Raw genomic sequence first — 16,552 nt, 5'->3', positions numbered from 1 at the left:
AATTATCTGGATACTTAAGGTATCTTTTTTATTTACTTTAAGGGAGAATCGGTTTGGTTCTCTCTTTTTTGGTATGAGTAATTCATTTTATAAACTGATATTCAATTAAAATTTAGGTATACACGTTTAAAATTAAGGGTTTTTATAAATTTTACTAATTTTTAAGAAAGCAATAAAAAATCTTTTGGCACAACGTATAATATTTGTGCTTATAGGATAAAAATTTCTTCTCTTGAGTTTTTAAATAAGTATTAGTTTACATTTTAGTCTAAATTTGATATCACTTTGACGGAAGTGACTATAAATTCTTTTGTACTCGTGTTTTGTTGTGAAATGTTTCTTGATTTTTTAAACAGAATCTTTTATGACATTTGTCATATTTCCTAGTGACAGAAGCATCTAGCTCTGCTAACTTCAAAAGTCTATAATTGAAGTATGAATCTGCTAACTTCAAAAGTCTATAATTGAAGTATGAAATGGAGGAAGAAAAAATGAAACATAAAGTAATTGTCGTAATGAGTTTAGTAGCAGCAGGAGTCATGACTTATCTCATGTTTTCTGGGTTGGATGAAGACTTCTATCATTTTCCTTGGGAGTTATTTGCAGGTTTCAGCATGATGTCTTGGTTGATCCGAGAAGGATTAAAATTGGTCTCAGATGTGAAAAAGGAGTTTGAAAAATGAAAAATGCGATTCTCTATCTTTTTATTGGACTGTCACTAGTGGTATGGTTGGTAGAAATGTTTACAGGTTGGTTTGATCAAGCCTTCCTTCACCAATTCATCCGTGGTGCATGGGGATTAGGATTTATGATTTTTATTGCCTTTCCGATGGGAAAGGAGTGGCTGGAAGGAGAATATCATGAACATGATTAAGGTTCAAGGCTTACATAAAAACATCAAGGGCAAGGCTATTTTGAAGGATATTTCCTTTGAGGTAGCTGAAGGTGAATGCATTGCCTTGATTGGTCCAAATGGTGCTGGGAAGAGCACACTGCTAGACTGTTTATTGGGAGATAAACTGGTTACTAGCGGACAAATATCTATCCAAGGATTGCCAGTGACGAGTTCCAAGTTAGACTACACCAGATCCTATCTTCCTCAAGAAAATGTTATTGTTCAAAAACTAAAGGTTAAAGAGTTGATTGCTTTCTTTCAAAGCATTTATCTAAATCCCTTGAGCAACCAGGAAATCGATCAACTATTGCAGTTTGACAAGCAACAAAAAGAGCAATTTGCAGAAAAATTGTCAGGTGGGCAAAAGCGTCTTTTCTCTTTTGTCTTAACCTTGATTGGCCGACCAAAACTTGTCTTTTTAGATGAGCCAACTGCGGCCATGGATACCTCAACCCGCCAACGTTTTTGGGAAATTGTTCAGGATCTAAAAGCGCAGGGAGTTACCATTCTCTATTCGTCCCATTACATCGAAGAGGTAGAGCATACAGCGGACCGAATCTTGGTCTTGAATAAGGGAGAGTTGATTCGCGATACAACACCTCTAGCCATGCGCAATGAGGAGATTGAAAAGCACTTTATCCTTCCTCTAGCATATAAGGAAGTTGTCGAACAGTCAAACTTGGTTGAAAACTGGTCACAAAAACAGGATGCTCTACAAGTAGTCACACGCGAAGCAGATGCTTTCTGGGAACTATTAGTTCGAGCAGGATGTAGGATTCAAGAAATTGAAGTCAATAATCGTAGCTTGCTGGATACAATCTTTGAAGAAACACAAAAGGGAGATGACTAAGATGAAACGATGGATCGCACTAAACAAGATAGAATTTCTATTGACCAAACGGCAACTAGTCTATTATTTGTTATCAGTAGGGATGCCGACAGCCTTCTATTTATTTTTTTCAGGCATGTACCAGGAAACACCAGGTGGACCGACTAATTTTATGCGCGACTACCTCATCTCCATGACGGCTTTTTCCATGATGTCGACAGCTATCTTCTCATTCCCAGTTGTTTTACAAACCGACAAGATCAACAACTGGCAGAAAACATTACGTCATAGCCCTGTAAATATGGTAGAATATTATCTATCAAAGATAACAAGTATGTTGATTGATTATTTGGTTTCAATCTTGGTGGTTTTCTCAGTTGGGCATTTTGTAAGAGGTGTGGACATGCCTCTAGGAAGCTGGGTTGGTGCTGCGCTCTTGCTGATAGTTGGAAGTGTAGCTTTTGTAGCCCTTGGTTTGGCCTTGACTCTCTTACCAACTAGTCAGTTGATGTCTGTCGTGGGCAATCTTCTTTATCTAGGATTGGCTGTCTTAGGTGGACTCTGGATGCCCATCTCTTTATTTCCAGACTGGATGCAAGCAATCGGGAAGTGCCTACCGACCTATCAGTTGATGGAGTTGCTTAAGACCTTCTTAAATGAGGCTGGCATCAATTTATCAGCCACAGTTTATCTACTTGTTTTTTCAGCAGTTTTATTTGGTTTGACCATTTACCTTCAAGGTCATAAGGAGAATTCTTAATGCTTGAAAGACTGAAAAGTATAGATTATATGTATTGGGCCAGTTTGATTTTTATGGTTTTTTCCATCATTCCTGTAGTGACTGGGGAGCTTCCTGTCTGGCATTTATTGATTGATATTCTATTTGTAGTGGCGTATTTGGGTGTTTTAATAACTAAGAACCAGCGTCTTTCTTGGCTTTTCTGGGGAATCATGCTGGTCTATGTAGCTGGCTATACTGCCTTTGTTGCTGCGAATTATATCTGGTTCTTCTTTTTCCTTTCCAATCTCTTAATTTATCATTTCGGTATACGTAGTTTAAAGTCTTTACATGTCTGGACTTTTCTCCTTACTCAAGTGTTTGTTGTAGGGCAACTGTTGATTATTCAGAAAATCGAAGTTGAGTTTCTATTCTATCTGCTTGGGATTCTTACTTTTGTCGATTTGATGACTTTTGGCTTGGTTCGGGTTCGAATTGTAGAGGATTTGAAAGAAGCTCAGGCTAAGCAAAATGCCCAGATAAATCTCTTGCTAGCAGAAAATGAACGCAGTCGTATCGGTCAGGATTTGCATGATAGTCTGGGACACACCTTTGCTATGCTGAGTGTCAAAACGGATCTCGCCTTGCAGTTATTTCAGATGGAGGCTTATCCACAGGTGGAGAAGGAATTAAAAGAAATTCAGCAGATAAGCAAGGATTCCATGAATGAAGTACGAACTATTGTGGAAAATCTGAAGTCACGGACCTTAGCTTCAGAACTTGAAACTGTCAAAAAGATGCTAGAAATTGCTGGCATTGAGGTTCAAGTTGACAATCACTTGGACAAGGCTAGCTTGACCCAGGATATGGAGTCCACGGCTGCTATGATTTTATTAGAACTGGCAACCAATATCATCAAGCATGCTAAAGCGTCTAAAGCTTACTTAAGATTAGAACGGACAGAGAAAGAACTCCTTTTAACAGTAAGAGATGATGGTTGTGGTTTTACTTCAATAAAAGGGAATGAGCTCCATACAGTTCGAGATCGTGTCCTTCCATTTTCGGGAGAGGTAAATGTAATTAGTCAAAAACAACTGACAGAAGTTCAGGTTCGACTAGCTTATAAGGAGAGAATGTAGATGAAAGTATTAGTCGCAGAAGATCAAAGTATGTTGCGAGATGCTATGTGTCAATTGCTCACGCTTCAACCGGATGTGGAGTCTGTTCTTCAAGTCAAGAATGGGCAGGAAGCAATCCAACTATTAGAAAAGGAGTCTGTTGATATCGCCATCCTTGACGTAGAAATGCCTGTTAAGACAGGTCTTGAAGTCTTGGAGTGGATACGAGCAGAAAATCTAGAAACAAAGGTGGTTGTGGTGACGACCTTCAAGCGTCCTGGGTATTTTGAACGTGCGGTCAAGGCTGGTGTAGATGCTTATGTATTAAAAGAAAGAAGCATTGCAGACCTCATGCAAACCTTGCACACCGTCCTCGAAGGACGTAAGGAGTATTCTCCTGAATTGATGGAAGTGGTGATGACGCATCCCAATCCATTAACAGAGCAAGAAGTCGCAGTTTTAAAGGGAATCGCTCAGGGTTTCTCTAACCAAGAAATTGCAGATCAACTTTATCTATCCAACGGAACAGTCCGAAACTATGTCACCAATATTCTTTCGAAACTAGATGCAGGTAATCGAACAGAGGCAGCTAATATCGCGAAAGAATCTGGTTGGTTGTGATACTATCCTATCTCGAAAACCATTATGTGCTAAAATTGAAGTGTTTCAAAGAAATAATTTGTAACTTGAGGGGGCTTAGTTTCCTCCTTTTTGTTTCGTCTAATACTCTTCGAAAATCTCTTCAAACCTCGTCAGCGTCGCCTTAGATTATATATGTGACTGACTTTGTCAGTCTTATCTACAACCTCAAAGCAGTGCTTTGAGCAGCCTGTGGCTAGCTTCCTAGTTTGCTCTATGATTTTCATTTAGTATAAGGTGGTACCAAGAGCTAAAATTAACAAGAAAAAAGAAAAACATCTTGACAATGAGGTGAAAATTTTGTTACAATAATAGACGGTACTTTTTACTTTTGGTCTCTCAAGAGTGTACAGGGACGTGCTGACAAATGTTGCAAAAGTACACACAGATGATAGCTGTCACCAAGTGTATCATCACCAAAAATAAAAAAACACAGGAGAATGTAGATGCCTACAATTAACCAATTGGTTCGCAAACCGCGTAAATCAAAAGTAGAAAAATCTAAATCACCAGCTTTGAACGTTGGTTACAACAGTCATAAAAAAGTTCAAACAAACGTTTCTTCACCACAAAAACGTGGTGTTGCAACTCGTGTTGGAACAATGACACCTAAAAAACCTAACTCAGCCCTTCGTAAATTCGCTCGTGTACGTTTGAGCAACCTTATCGAAGTTACTGCCTACATCCCAGGTATCGGACACAACTTGCAAGAGCACAGCGTGGTGCTTCTTCGTGGTGGACGTGTAAAAGACCTTCCAGGGGTACGTTACCATATCGTCCGTGGTGCACTTGATACTGCAGGTGTTAACGATCGTAAACAAGGCCGTTCTAAATACGGTACTAAACGTCCAAAAGCATAAGGAAAGGGGATAAAGAGAAATGAGTCGTAAAAATAGAGCTCCAAAACGTGACGTATTGCCAGATCCGCTTTACAATTCACAACTAGTTACTCGTCTTATCAACCGCGTTATGCTTGATGGTAAACGTGGTACAGCTGCTTCAATCGTTTACGGTGCCTTTGAGCAAATCAAAGAAGCTACTGGAAACGATGCACTTGAAGTATTTGAAACAGCTATGGAAAACATCATGCCTGTACTTGAAGTACGTGCACGTCGTGTTGGTGGTTCTAACTACCAAGTCCCAGTTGAAGTTCGTCCAGAACGTCGTACAACACTTGGACTTCGTTGGTTGGTAACAATCGCTCGTCTTCGTGGTGAACACACAATGCAAGACCGTCTTGCAAAAGAAATCTTAGATGCTGCTAACAACACTGGTGCAGCTGTTAAGAAACGTGAAGACACTCACCGTATGGCTGAAGCTAACCGTGCATTCGCACACTTCCGTTGGTAATATAGGATGCGAAAGCGTTAAAAAAGTCCCAGAGAAAATAGGGAATCGAAGCAGGTTGCGACTGCAACCAATGAGATTCATCTTTTTCTCCAGACTTTTAGCTTGAGCTCAACTCAACTAACTTGGGCTTTTAGACCGAGTTCGATTCAATTTGTAAATCTACAAGTCGAAACCAACAATAGCATGAAAACATTGAGAACGGGTAGGTCCTGCCTATCCGTTTTTATTAAAATCATGTTATAATAGAATAGAAATCAAAAATAAATAGGAGAAACAAACCTCATGGCACGCGAATTTTCACTTGAAAAAACTCGTAATATCGGTATCATGGCTCACGTCGATGCTGGTAAAACAACAACTACTGAGCGTATTCTTTACTACACTGGTAAAATCCACAAAATCGGTGAAACTCACGAAGGTGCGTCACAAATGGACTGGATGGAGCAAGAGCAAGAACGTGGGATCACTATCACATCTGCTGCAACAACAGCTCAATGGAACAACCACCGCGTAAACATCATCGACACACCAGGACACGTGGACTTCACAATCGAAGTACAACGTTCTCTTCGTGTATTGGATGGTGCGGTTACCGTTCTTGACTCACAATCAGGTGTTGAGCCTCAAACTGAAACAGTTTGGCGTCAAGCAACTGAGTACGGAGTTCCACGTATCGTATTTGCCAACAAAATGGACAAAATCGGTGCTGACTTCCTTTACTCTGTAAGCACACTTCACGATCGTCTTCAAGCAAACGCACACCCAATCCAATTGCCAATCGGTTCTGAAGATGACTTCCGTGGTATCATCGACTTGATCAAGATGAAAGCTGAAATCTATACTAACGACCTTGGTACAGATATCCTTGAAGAAGATATTCCAGCTGAATACCTTGACCAAGCTCAAGAATACCGTGAAAAATTGATCGAAGCAGTTGCTGAAACTGACGAAGAATTGATGATGAAATACCTCGAAGGTGAAGAAATCACTAACGAAGAATTGAAAGCTGGTATCCGTAAAGCGACTATCAACGTTGAATTCTTCCCAGTATTGTGTGGTTCTGCCTTCAAAAACAAAGGTGTTCAATTGATGCTTGATGCGGTTATCGACTACCTTCCAAGCCCACTTGACATCCCAGCAATCAAAGGTATCAACCCAGATACAGACGAAGAAGAAACTCGTCCAGCATCTGATGAAGAGCCATTTGCAGCTCTTGCCTTCAAAATCATGACAGACCCATTCGTAGGTCGTTTGACATTCTTCCGTGTTTACTCAGGTGTTCTTCAATCAGGTTCATACGTATTGAACACTTCTAAAGGTAAACGTGAACGTATCGGACGTATCCTTCAAATGCACGCTAACAGCCGTCAAGAAATTGACACTGTTTACTCAGGTGATATCGCTGCTGCCGTTGGTTTGAAAGATACTACAACTGGTGACTCATTGACAGATGAAAAAGCTAAAATCATCCTTGAGTCAATCAACGTTCCAGAACCAGTTATCCAATTGATGGTTGAGCCAAAATCTAAAGCAGACCAAGATAAGATGGGTATCGCCCTTCAAAAATTGGCTGAAGAAGATCCAACATTCCGCGTTGAAACAAACGTTGAAACTGGTGAAACAGTTATCTCTGGTATGGGTGAACTTCACCTTGACGTCTTTGTTGACCGTATGCGTCGTGAGTTCAAAGTTGAAGCGAACGTAGGTGCTCCTCAAGTATCTTACCGTGAAACATTCCGTGCTTCTACTCAAGCACGTGGATTCTTCAAACGTCAGTCTGGTGGTAAAGGTCAATTCGGTGATGTATGGATTGAATTTACTCCAAACGAAGAAGGTAAAGGATTCGAATTCGAAAACGCAATCGTCGGTGGTGTGGTTCCTCGTGAATTTATCCCAGCGGTTGAAAAAGGTTTGGTAGAATCTATGGCTAACGGTGTTCTTGCAGGTTACCCAATGGTTGACGTTAAAGCTAAGCTTTACGATGGTTCATACCACGATGTCGACTCATCTGAAACTGCCTTCAAGATCGCGGCTTCACTTGCCCTTAAAGAAGCTGCTAAATCAGCACAACCAGCTATCCTTGAGCCAATGATGCTTGTAACAATCACTGTTCCAGAAGAAAACCTTGGTGATGTTATGGGTCACGTAACTGCTCGTCGTGGACGTGTAGATGGTATGGAAGCACACGGTAACAGCCAAATCGTTCGTGCTTACGTTCCACTTGCTGAAATGTTCGGTTACGCAACAGTTCTTCGTTCTGCATCTCAAGGACGTGGTACATTCATGATGGTATTTGACCACTACGAAGACGTACCTAAGTCAGTACAAGAAGAAATCATTAAGAAAAATAAAGGTGAAGACTAATCAGTTCTCACTCTAGAAGGAAGTCACTTAGTGGCTTCCTTTTGTCTTTAGAAAATACCTCTAAATATGGTAAAATAGTAGAAGAATAATGTGAGGAAAATGAATGTCAAATAGTTTTGAAATTTTGATGAATCAATTGGGGATGCCTGCTGAAATGAGACAGGCTCCTGCTTTAGCACAGGCCGATATTGAGCGAGTTGTGGTTCATAAAATTAGTAAGGTATGGGAGTTTCATTTCGTATTTTCTAATATTTTACCGATTGAAATTTTTTTAGAATTAAAGAAAGGTTTGAGGGAAGAATTTTCTAAGACAGGGAATAAAGCTATTTTCGAAATCAAGGTTCTGTCTCAAGAATTTTCAAACCAACTCTTGCAGTCCTACTATAGGGAGGCTTTCTCTGAGGGGCCATGTGCTAGTCAAGGTTTTAAGTCCCTTTATCAGAATTTGCGAGTTCGTGCGGAGGGCAATCAACTATTTATTGAAGGCTCTGAGGCGATTGATAAGGAACATTTTAAGAAGAATCATCTTCCTAATTTAGCTAAACAACTTGAAAAATTTGGCTTTCCAACTTTTACTTGTCAAGTAGAGAAAAATGATATGCTGACTCAAGAGCAGGAAGAAGCCTTTCATGCGGAAAATGAACAGATTGTTCAAGCTGCCAATGAGGAAGCGCTCCGTGCTATGGAACAACTGGAACAGATGGCACCTCCTCCAGTGGAAGAGAAGCCAGCCTTTGATTTTCAAGCGAAAAAAGCTGTAGCTAAACCAAAGCTGGATAAGGCAGAGATTACTCCTATGATCGAAGTGACGACGGAGGAAAATCGTTTGGTCTTTGAAGGGGTTGTTTTTGATGTGGAGCAAAAAGTGACCAGAACAGGGCGTGTTTTGATCAACTTTAAAATGACGGACTACACTTCAAGTTTTTCTATGCAAAAGTGGGTTAAGAACGAGGAAGAGGCTCAGAAGTTTGATCTAATTAAGAAAAATTCTTGGCTCCGAGTGCGTGGGAATGTGGAGATGAATAACTTCACACGCGATTTGACGATGAATGTGCAGGATGTGCAGGAAGTTGTTCACTATGAGCGGAAGGATTTGATGCCAGAAGGTGAGCGTCGGGTTGAGTTTCATGCTCATACTAATATGTCGACCATGGATGCTCTACCAGAGGTAGAAGAGATAGTTGCGACAGCTGCTAAGTGGGGACACAAGGCGGTTGCCATCACGGACCATGGGAATGTCCAGTCCTTCCCACACGGCTATAAGGCGGCTAAGAAAGCGGGAATCCAGCTGATTTATGGAATGGAAGCCAATATTGTGGAGGACCGTGTTCCTATCGTTTATAACGAAGTGAAGATGGAATTGTCAGAAGCGACCTATGTGGTCTTTGACGTGGAAACGACAGGTCTTTCAGCCATCTATAATGACTTGATTCAGGTTGCGGCCTCTAAGATGTACAAGGGGAATGTTATTGCTGAATTTGATGAATTTATCAATCCTGGACATCCCTTGTCAGCTTTTACTACTGAGTTGACTGGAATTACAGATGACCATGTCAAAAATGCCAAACCACTGGAACAAGTTTTGCAAGAATTCCAAGAATTCTGCAAGGATACGGTCTTAGTTGCCCACAATGCTACCTTTGACGTTGGATTTATGAATGCCAACTATGAGCGTCATGGTCTTCCAAGGATTAGTCAGCCAGTTATTGATACACTTGAGTTTGCTAGAAATCTCTATCCTGAGTATAAACGTCATGGTTTGGGGCCTTTGACCAAGCGTTTTGGTGTGGCTTTGGAACATCACCACATGGCCAATTATGATGCGGAAGCTACTGGTCGTCTGCTCTTTATTTTTATCAAAGAAGTAGCAGAAAAACATGGTGTGACCGACTTGGCTAGACTAAACATTGATTTGATTAGTCTAGATTCTTATAAAAAAGCTAGGATTAAACATGCGACCATTTATGTCAAGAATCAGGTAGGTTTAAAAAATATCTTTAAACTGGTTTCTTTGTCCAATACTAAGTACTTTGAAGGGGTGCCACGGATTCCGAGAACGGTTTTAGATGCCCATCGGGAAGGTTTGATTTTAGGTTCAGCTTGCTCTGAAGGTGAAGTTTTTGATGCAGTCGTTTCCCAAGGTGTGGATGCGGCGATTGAGGTGGCCAAGTATTATGACTTTATCGAGGTCATGCCACCAGCTATCTATGCTCCCTTGATTGCCAAGGAGCAGGTCAAGGATATGGAAGAACTCCAGACCATTATAAAGAGTTTGATAGAAGTGGGAGACCGTCTTGGTAAGCCTGTTCTGGCTACTGGAAATGTTCACTATATCGAACCGGAAGAAGAGATTTACCGTGAAATAATTGTTCGTAGTTTGGGACAGGGGGCGATGATTAACCGAACTATCGGTCATGGGGAACATGCTCAACCCGCTCCTCTTCCAAAAGCTCATTTTAGAACGACCAATGAAATGTTGGATGAATTTGCCTTCTTGGGAGAGGAATTAGCTCGCAAATTGGTTATTGAAAACACCAATGCCTTGGCAGATATCTTTGAACCTGTTGAGGTAGTTAAGGGTGACTTGTATACGCCTTTCATTGACAAGGCTGAAGAAACAGTTGCTGAGTTGACCTATAAGAAAGCTTTTGAGATTTATGGAAATCCGCTGCCAGATATTGTTGATTTGCGGATTGAAAAAGAATTGACTTCCATTCTGGGGAATGGATTTGCTGTGATTTATCTGGCATCGCAGATGCTGGTTCAACGTTCCAATGAACGGGGTTACTTGGTTGGCTCTCGTGGGTCTGTAGGATCTAGTTTCGTTGCGACCATGATTGGGATTACGGAGGTTAATCCTCTCTCTCCTCACTATGTCTGTGGTCAGTGTCAATACAGCGAGTTTATCACCGATGGTTCGTATGGTTCAGGATTTGATATGCCCAATAAGGATTGTCCAAACTGTGGTCACAAACTCAGTAAAAACGGACAGGATATTCCGTTTGAAACCTTCCTTGGTTTTGATGGAGACAAGGTTCCTGATATTGACTTGAACTTCTCGGGAGAAGATCAACCTAGCGCCCATTTGGATGTACGTGATATCTTTGGCGAGGAATACGCCTTCCGTGCAGGAACGGTTGGTACGGTGGCTGCCAAGACTGCCTATGGATTTGTCAAGGGTTACGAGCGAGACTATGGCAAGTTTTATCGTGATGCAGAGGTGGAACGCCTCGCTCAAGGTGCAGCTGGTGTCAAGCGGACAACGGGACAACACCCGGGGGGAATCGTTGTTATTCCTAACTACATGGATGTTTACGACTTTACGCCTGTCCAGTATCCAGCAGATGACGTGACGGCTGAATGGCAGACCACTCACTTTAACTTCCATGATATCGACGAGAACGTCCTCAAACTCGATGTACTGGGACATGATGATCCGACCATGATTCGGAAACTTCAGGATTTGTCTGGTATTGATCCCAATGAAATTCCTATGGATGATGAAGGCGTTATGGCACTCTTTTCAGGGACTGATGTGCTAGGGGTAACACCTGAGCAAATCGGGACGCCTACGGGGATGTTGGGGATTCCAGAGTTTGGAACCAATTTCGTACGTGGAATGGTAGACGAGACGCATCCGACGACTTTTGCGGAGTTGCTTCAGTTGTCAGGGTTGTCCCACGGTACCGACGTTTGGCTGGGCAATGCTCAAGATTTGATTAAGCAAGGAATAGCAGACCTATCGACTGTTATCGGTTGTCGGGACGACATCATGGTTTACCTCATGCATGCTGGCCTCGAACCGAAGCTGGCCTTTACCATCATGGAACGGGTGCGTAAGGGCTTGTGGCTCAAGATTTCCGAAGAGGAACGCAATGGCTACATCGAAGCCATGAAGGCTAATAAGGTGCCAGAGTGGTATATCGAATCCTGTGGGAAAATTAAGTATATGTTCCCCAAAGCCCATGCGGCAGCCTACGTTATGATGGCCTTGCGTGTAGCTTACTTCAAGGTTCATCATCCCATTTATTACTACTGTGCTTACTTCTCAATCCGCGCTAAGGCTTTTGATATCAAGACCATGGGTGCGGGCTTGGATACTATCAAGCGTAGAATGGAAGAAATCTCTGAAAAACGGAAGAACAATGAAGCTTCCAATGTGGAAATCGATCTCTATACAACTCTTGAGATTGTCAATGAGATGTGGGAACGTGGTTTCAAATTTGGCAAGCTAGATCTATACCGCAGTGATGCGACTGAATTTCTGATTGATGGCGACACTCTTATCCCGCCATTTGTAGCAATGGATGGTCTGGGAGAGAACGTTGCCAAGCAATTGGTGCGAGCGCGTGAAGAGGGAGAATTCCTCTCTAAAACAGAACTACGCAAGCGTGGTGGGCTCTCATCAACTTTGGTTGAAAAGATGGATGAAATGGGGATTCTGGGCAATATGCCAGAGGATAACCAGTTGAGTTTGTTTGATGAGTTGTTTTAAGGTCTTTGAGGAAAAAAGATGAAACTAAGAATATTTGCGGAAGATAAGCCGGCTGAGAAGGTGTTTGAATATCAATTAGAACTTGCTGATCAGACAATTCTTCTATCGACAGCACTCTTGTCAGGTGCTATTGCTTTAGCAGGATTATTCTCTGCTTTGAAAGAAAAATAAATATAGAAAAGAGAAAACAACATGGTTTTACCAAATTTTAAAGAAAATCTAGAAAAATACGCGAAATTGTTGGTTGCAAATGGAATCAACGTGCAACCTGGTCACACTTTGGCTCTCTCTATCGATGTGGAGCAACGTGAATTGGCGCATTTGATTGTCAAAGAAGCTTATGCTTTGGGTGCGCATGAGGTTATTGTTCAGTGGACAGATGATGTCATTAACCGTGAGAAATTCCTCCATGCGCCGATGGAGCGTCTGGACAATGTGCTAGAATACAAGATTGCTGAGATGAACTATCTTTTGGAGAACAAGGCTAGCCGTCTTGGAGTTCGTTCTTCTGACCCAGGTGCCTTGAACGGAGTGGACGCTGATAAGCTTTCAGCTTCTGCTAAGGCTATGGGACTTGCCATGAAGCCAATGAGAATCGCAACTCAATCCAACAAGGTTAGCTGGACTGTAGCAGCCGCTGCTGGACTAGAGTGGGCTAAGAAGGTCTTCCCAAATGCTGCGAGCGACGAAGAAGCAGTCGATCTCCTTTGGGACCAAATTTTCAAAACTTGCCGTGTCTATGAAGCAGATCCTGTTAAGGCTTGGGAAGAGCATGCAGCTATCCTCAAGAGCAAGGCCGATATGCTTAATAAAGAGCAATTTTCAGCCCTTCACTACACAGCGCCAGGGACCGATTTGACCCTTGGCTTGCCGAAGAATCACGTTTGGGAATCAGCTGGTGCTATCAATGCACAGGGCGAAGGATTCTTGCCAAATATGCCGACAGAGGAAGTCTTCACAGCGCCTGACTTCCGTCGTGCAGATGGTTATGTCACTTCTACAAAACCGCTTAGCTATAATGGAAATATCATCGAAGGAATTAAAGTAACCTTCAAGGATGGACAAATCGTGGATATTTCAGCTGAGAAGGGTGATCAGGTCATGAAAGACCTTGTCTTTGAAAATGCGGGTGCGCGTGCCTTGGGTGAATGTGCCTTGGTACCAGATCCAAGCCCAATTTCCCAGTCAGGCATTACCTTCTTTAACACCCTTTTCGATGAAAATGCGTCAAATCACTTGGCTATCGGTGCAGCCTATGCAACTAGCGTTGTTGGTGGAGCGGAGATGAGCGAAGAGGAGCTTGAAGCTGCGGGGCTTAACCGTTCAGATGTTCACGTGGACTTTATGATTGGGTCTAGTCAAATGGATATCGATGGTATCCGTGAGGATGGGACACGTGTACCACTCTTCCGTAACGGAGATTGGGCAAATTAAGGAGTCAAAATGATAGGAAGTATGTTCGTTGGTCTCCTAGTGGGATTTTTAGCAGGTACTCTGACCAATCGTGGAGAGCGAATGGGATGTTTTGGGAAAATGTTTCTCGGATGGATTGGTGCCTTTATAGGCCATTTGCTTTTTGGGACTTGGGGACCGATAATAGCAGGAACTGCCATTATTCCGGCAGTACTAGGTTCCATGATTGTCTTAGCGATTTTCTGGAGACGAGGAAGTTAATTTCTTAAATCTGATACTCAATGAAAATCAAAGAGCAAACTAGGAAACTAGCCGCAGGTTGCTCAAAGCACTGCTTTGAGGTTGTAGATAGAACTGACGAAGTCAGCTCAAAACACTGTTTTGAGGTTGCAGATAGAACTGACGAAGTCAGTAACATATATACGGCAAGGCGACGTTGACGCGGTTTGAAGAGATTTTTGAAGAGTATAAAACGAAAAGGAGGTTGGTCATTGTACCAGCCTCCTTTTGAGTATGATATAATAGTTCTATGAGATTAGATAAATTTTTAGTTGCCTGCGCTGTGGGGAGCCGGACTGAGGTCAAAAACATGCTCAAGGCTGGGCGCGTGACGGTAAATGGTAAAAAAGAAAAGTCAGCTAAATTGCAGATTGATGAAGAAAGAGATGAGATTTGCTTTGATGGGCAAGTGTTGGAGTATGAAGAGTTTGCCTACTACATGATGAACAAGCCCCAAGGGGTTATTTCAGCGACTGAGGATTCCAAGCACAGAACCGTTCTGGACTTGCTGGATGATATTGCTCGGAGCAAGGAAGTTTTCCCAGTAGGACGCTTGGATATTGATACACATGGTCTTCTACTCTTGACCAATGATGGTCAACTTGCTCATGCTCTTCTTTCGCCCAAGCGTCATGTGGACAAGACTTATCAGGCACAAGTCAAGGGAATCATGACCCAAGGAGATGTGGAGACATTTGCCAAGGGAATTCCTCTTAAAGACTTTACTTGTCAGCCTGCTAAACTGGAGCTTGTGACCATAGATTCAGAAAAGCATCAAAGCCAAATCCGTGTGACCATTGCAGAAGGGAAGTTTCATCAGGTCAAGCGTATGGTGGGCTACTGTGGCAAGGAAGTAGTAGACTTGCAACGTTTGACTATGGGAACGCTAGTATTGGATGAGAACTTGCAGAGAGGAGAATGGCGTCGCTTGACCAAGGAAGAATTAGAAGATCTCCGTGCAAGTATTGCTTAGTTTGGTTTATATTCGAAAAGGTGAGGAAGAATGTCCTTGCCTTTTATGTTTTTCAGTTGCTTCCTTTGTGAAAAGAGTTATAATAGACTGTAGAATAAAAGGAGGAATCTATGAACGCGATTCAAGAATCATTTACTGATAAACTATTTGCCAACTATGAAGCAAATGTTAAATACCAAGCGATTGAAAATGCTGCTAGCCACAACGGGATTTTTGCAGCTCTAGAACGCCGTCAAAGCCATGTAGACAATACACCTGTTTTCTCATTGGATTTGACCAAGGACAAGGTAACTAACCAGAAAGCATCTGGTCGTTGCTGGATGTTTGCAGCTCTTAACACCTTCCGTCACAAGCTCATTTCACAATATAAATTGGAAAATTTTGAGTTGTCACAGGCCCACACCTTCTTCTGGGACAAGTATGAGAAATCAAACTGGTTCTTGGAGCAAGTGATTGCGACTGCAGTTCAAGATCTAACTAGCCGTAAGGTTAAATTCCTACTTCAAACTCCCCAACAAGATGGCGGTCAATGGGATATGGTCGTTTCTCTCTTTGAGAAATACGGTGTCGTGCCTAAGTCAGTTTACCCTGAGTCTGTTTCATCTAGTAGCAGCCGTGAGCTAAATGCAATCCTTAACAAATTGCTTCGCCAAGATGCTCAAATCTTGCGTGACTTGCTTGCTTCTGGCGCAGACCAAGCGACTGTTCAAGCTAAGAAAGAAGATCTTTTGCAAGAAATCTTTAACTTTCTTGCTATGTCTTTAGGACTTCCACCACGTAAATTTGACTTTGCTTATCGCGATAAGGATAACAACTATCAAAGTGAAAAGGGCATCACACCACAAGAGTTTTACAAGAAATATGTCAATCTTCCACTAGAAGATTACGTTTCTGTTATCAACGCTCCAACTGCTGACAAGCCTTACGGCCAATCTTACACAGTTGAGATGTTGGGAAATGTGGTTGGTAGCCGTGCGGTTCGTTACATCAATGTTCCAATGGAGCGCTTGAAAGAATTGGCAATTGCTCAAATGCAAGCAGGTGAGACTGTTTGGTTTGGTTCAGATGTCGGCCAGCTCAGCAACCGTAAAGCTGGAATCCTTGCGACAGATGTTTATGACTTTGAATCAAGCATGGACATTAAACTCACTCAAGACAAGGCTGGACGTTTGGATTACAGCGAAAGTTTGATGACCCACGCCATGGTCTTGACAGGTGTTGATTTGGATGAAAATGGGAAGTCAACCAAGTGGAAGGTTGAAAACTCATGGGGAGACAAGGTTGGTACCGATGGTTACTTTGTTGCCTCAGACGCTTGGATGGACGAATACACTTACCAAATCGTTGTCCGTAAGGAATTGCTGACAGCAGAAGAACAAGCTGCCTATGAATCAGAACCAATTGTACTCGCACCATGGGATCCAATGGGTGCCTTGGCCGAATAAAAGTATAGAAAAAAGGAATCAGATTTTAGAACCT

The 16,552-nt window shown here is 42.2% G+C and carries 15 protein-coding genes; all 15 read left to right on the top strand.

The window, feature by feature from the left end:
• The first annotated feature begins 476 nt into the window (after positions 1-476).
• Positions 477-683 carry a hypothetical protein gene (locus NMM26_RS07920; RefSeq protein ID WP_004241869.1) on the top strand — a complete coding sequence of 69 codons (207 nt, stop codon included), beginning with the start codon at positions 477-479 and terminating at the stop codon, positions 681-683.
• The gene (locus NMM26_RS07915) at positions 680-874 is read left to right on the top strand and encodes a hypothetical protein (protein WP_000786138.1); all 195 of its coding nucleotides are present in this window, start codon (positions 680-682) and stop codon (positions 872-874) included. The genes NMM26_RS07920 and NMM26_RS07915 overlap by 4 nt, the downstream gene beginning before the upstream one ends.
• Positions 861-1,745 (top strand): ABC transporter ATP-binding protein, encoded by an 885-nt coding sequence (locus NMM26_RS07910; protein WP_254754162.1) that lies wholly within the window; start codon positions 861-863, stop codon positions 1,743-1,745. The genes NMM26_RS07915 and NMM26_RS07910 overlap by 14 nt, the downstream gene beginning before the upstream one ends.
• Before the next feature lies 1 nt (position 1,746).
• Positions 1,747-2,484 carry an ABC transporter permease gene (locus NMM26_RS07905; RefSeq protein WP_254754161.1) on the top strand — a complete coding sequence of 246 codons (738 nt, stop codon included), beginning with the start codon at positions 1,747-1,749 and terminating at the stop codon, positions 2,482-2,484.
• Positions 2,484-3,581, top strand: coding sequence for a sensor histidine kinase (locus tag NMM26_RS07900; RefSeq protein WP_254754160.1), 1,098 nt, complete (start codon positions 2,484-2,486; stop codon positions 3,579-3,581). The genes NMM26_RS07905 and NMM26_RS07900 overlap by 1 nt, the downstream gene beginning before the upstream one ends.
• A complete protein-coding gene (locus NMM26_RS07895) occupies positions 3,582-4,181 on the top strand; it encodes a response regulator transcription factor (RefSeq protein ID WP_254754159.1) in 600 nt (199 codons plus the stop codon).
• 464 nt (positions 4,182-4,645) lie between these two features.
• Positions 4,646-5,059, top strand: a complete 414-nt coding sequence (gene rpsL / locus NMM26_RS07890) for a 30S ribosomal protein S12 (RefSeq protein ID WP_001142332.1) — start codon at positions 4,646-4,648, stop codon at positions 5,057-5,059.
• A 19-nt stretch (positions 5,060-5,078) separates the two neighbouring features.
• Positions 5,079-5,549, top strand: a complete 471-nt coding sequence (gene rpsG, locus NMM26_RS07885) for a 30S ribosomal protein S7 (protein ID WP_000087873.1) — start codon at positions 5,079-5,081, stop codon at positions 5,547-5,549.
• 282 nt (positions 5,550-5,831) lie between these two features.
• Complete coding sequence (gene fusA, locus NMM26_RS07880; RefSeq protein ID WP_254754158.1) at positions 5,832-7,913, top strand: elongation factor G; 2,082 nt, start codon at positions 5,832-5,834, stop codon at positions 7,911-7,913.
• 103 nt (positions 7,914-8,016) lie between these two features.
• Complete coding sequence (locus NMM26_RS07875) at positions 8,017-12,408, top strand: PolC-type DNA polymerase III (RefSeq protein WP_254754157.1); 4,392 nt, start codon at positions 8,017-8,019, stop codon at positions 12,406-12,408.
• Positions 12,409-12,426: 18 nt separating this feature from the next.
• Positions 12,427-12,579: a hypothetical protein gene (locus NMM26_RS07870; RefSeq protein WP_000776626.1), complete on the top strand. Its 153-nt coding sequence runs from the start codon at positions 12,427-12,429 to the stop codon at positions 12,577-12,579.
• A 21-nt stretch (positions 12,580-12,600) separates the two neighbouring features.
• Positions 12,601-13,842 carry an aminopeptidase gene (locus tag NMM26_RS07865; RefSeq protein WP_000243912.1) on the top strand — a complete coding sequence of 414 codons (1,242 nt, stop codon included), beginning with the start codon at positions 12,601-12,603 and terminating at the stop codon, positions 13,840-13,842.
• 9 nt (positions 13,843-13,851) lie between these two features.
• The gene (locus tag NMM26_RS07860) at positions 13,852-14,082 is read left to right on the top strand and encodes a GlsB/YeaQ/YmgE family stress response membrane protein (RefSeq protein ID WP_000580445.1); all 231 of its coding nucleotides are present in this window, start codon (positions 13,852-13,854) and stop codon (positions 14,080-14,082) included.
• 268 nt (positions 14,083-14,350) lie between these two features.
• Positions 14,351-15,073: a pseudouridine synthase gene (locus tag NMM26_RS07855; RefSeq protein ID WP_004241153.1), complete on the top strand. Its 723-nt coding sequence runs from the start codon at positions 14,351-14,353 to the stop codon at positions 15,071-15,073.
• A gap of 110 nt (positions 15,074-15,183) precedes the next feature.
• Positions 15,184-16,518 carry an aminopeptidase C gene (gene pepC / locus NMM26_RS07850; RefSeq protein ID WP_084928056.1) on the top strand — a complete coding sequence of 445 codons (1,335 nt, stop codon included), beginning with the start codon at positions 15,184-15,186 and terminating at the stop codon, positions 16,516-16,518.
• The last annotated feature ends 34 nt before the right edge of the window (positions 16,519-16,552 follow it).

It is taken from the genome of Streptococcus sp. CF7_Ac1-8 (genome assembly GCF_024295435.1).
In the GTDB taxonomy this organism is placed as follows: Bacteria; Bacillota; Bacilli; order Lactobacillales; family Streptococcaceae; genus Streptococcus; species Streptococcus mitis_AP.
This window is presented reverse-complemented; position numbering and strand designations above follow the sequence as displayed.

Coding starts and splice junctions, on each gene's coding strand:
- NMM26_RS07920 (WP_004241869.1), top strand. CDS start 477: ATGGAGGAAGAAAAAATGAAACATAAAGTAATTGTCGTAATGAGTTTA.
- NMM26_RS07915 (WP_000786138.1), top strand. CDS start 680: ATGAAAAATGCGATTCTCTATCTTTTTATTGGACTGTCACTAGTGGTA.
- NMM26_RS07910 (WP_254754162.1), top strand. CDS start 861: ATGAACATGATTAAGGTTCAAGGCTTACATAAAAACATCAAGGGCAAG.
- NMM26_RS07905 (WP_254754161.1), top strand. CDS start 1,747: ATGAAACGATGGATCGCACTAAACAAGATAGAATTTCTATTGACCAAA.
- NMM26_RS07900 (WP_254754160.1), top strand. CDS start 2,484: ATGCTTGAAAGACTGAAAAGTATAGATTATATGTATTGGGCCAGTTTG.
- NMM26_RS07895 (WP_254754159.1), top strand. CDS start 3,582: ATGAAAGTATTAGTCGCAGAAGATCAAAGTATGTTGCGAGATGCTATG.
- rpsL (WP_001142332.1), top strand. CDS start 4,646: ATGCCTACAATTAACCAATTGGTTCGCAAACCGCGTAAATCAAAAGTA.
- rpsG (WP_000087873.1), top strand. CDS start 5,079: ATGAGTCGTAAAAATAGAGCTCCAAAACGTGACGTATTGCCAGATCCG.
- fusA (WP_254754158.1), top strand. CDS start 5,832: ATGGCACGCGAATTTTCACTTGAAAAAACTCGTAATATCGGTATCATG.
- NMM26_RS07875 (WP_254754157.1), top strand. CDS start 8,017: ATGTCAAATAGTTTTGAAATTTTGATGAATCAATTGGGGATGCCTGCT.
- NMM26_RS07870 (WP_000776626.1), top strand. CDS start 12,427: ATGAAACTAAGAATATTTGCGGAAGATAAGCCGGCTGAGAAGGTGTTT.
- NMM26_RS07865 (WP_000243912.1), top strand. CDS start 12,601: ATGGTTTTACCAAATTTTAAAGAAAATCTAGAAAAATACGCGAAATTG.
- NMM26_RS07860 (WP_000580445.1), top strand. CDS start 13,852: ATGATAGGAAGTATGTTCGTTGGTCTCCTAGTGGGATTTTTAGCAGGT.
- NMM26_RS07855 (WP_004241153.1), top strand. CDS start 14,351: ATGAGATTAGATAAATTTTTAGTTGCCTGCGCTGTGGGGAGCCGGACT.
- pepC (WP_084928056.1), top strand. CDS start 15,184: ATGAACGCGATTCAAGAATCATTTACTGATAAACTATTTGCCAACTAT.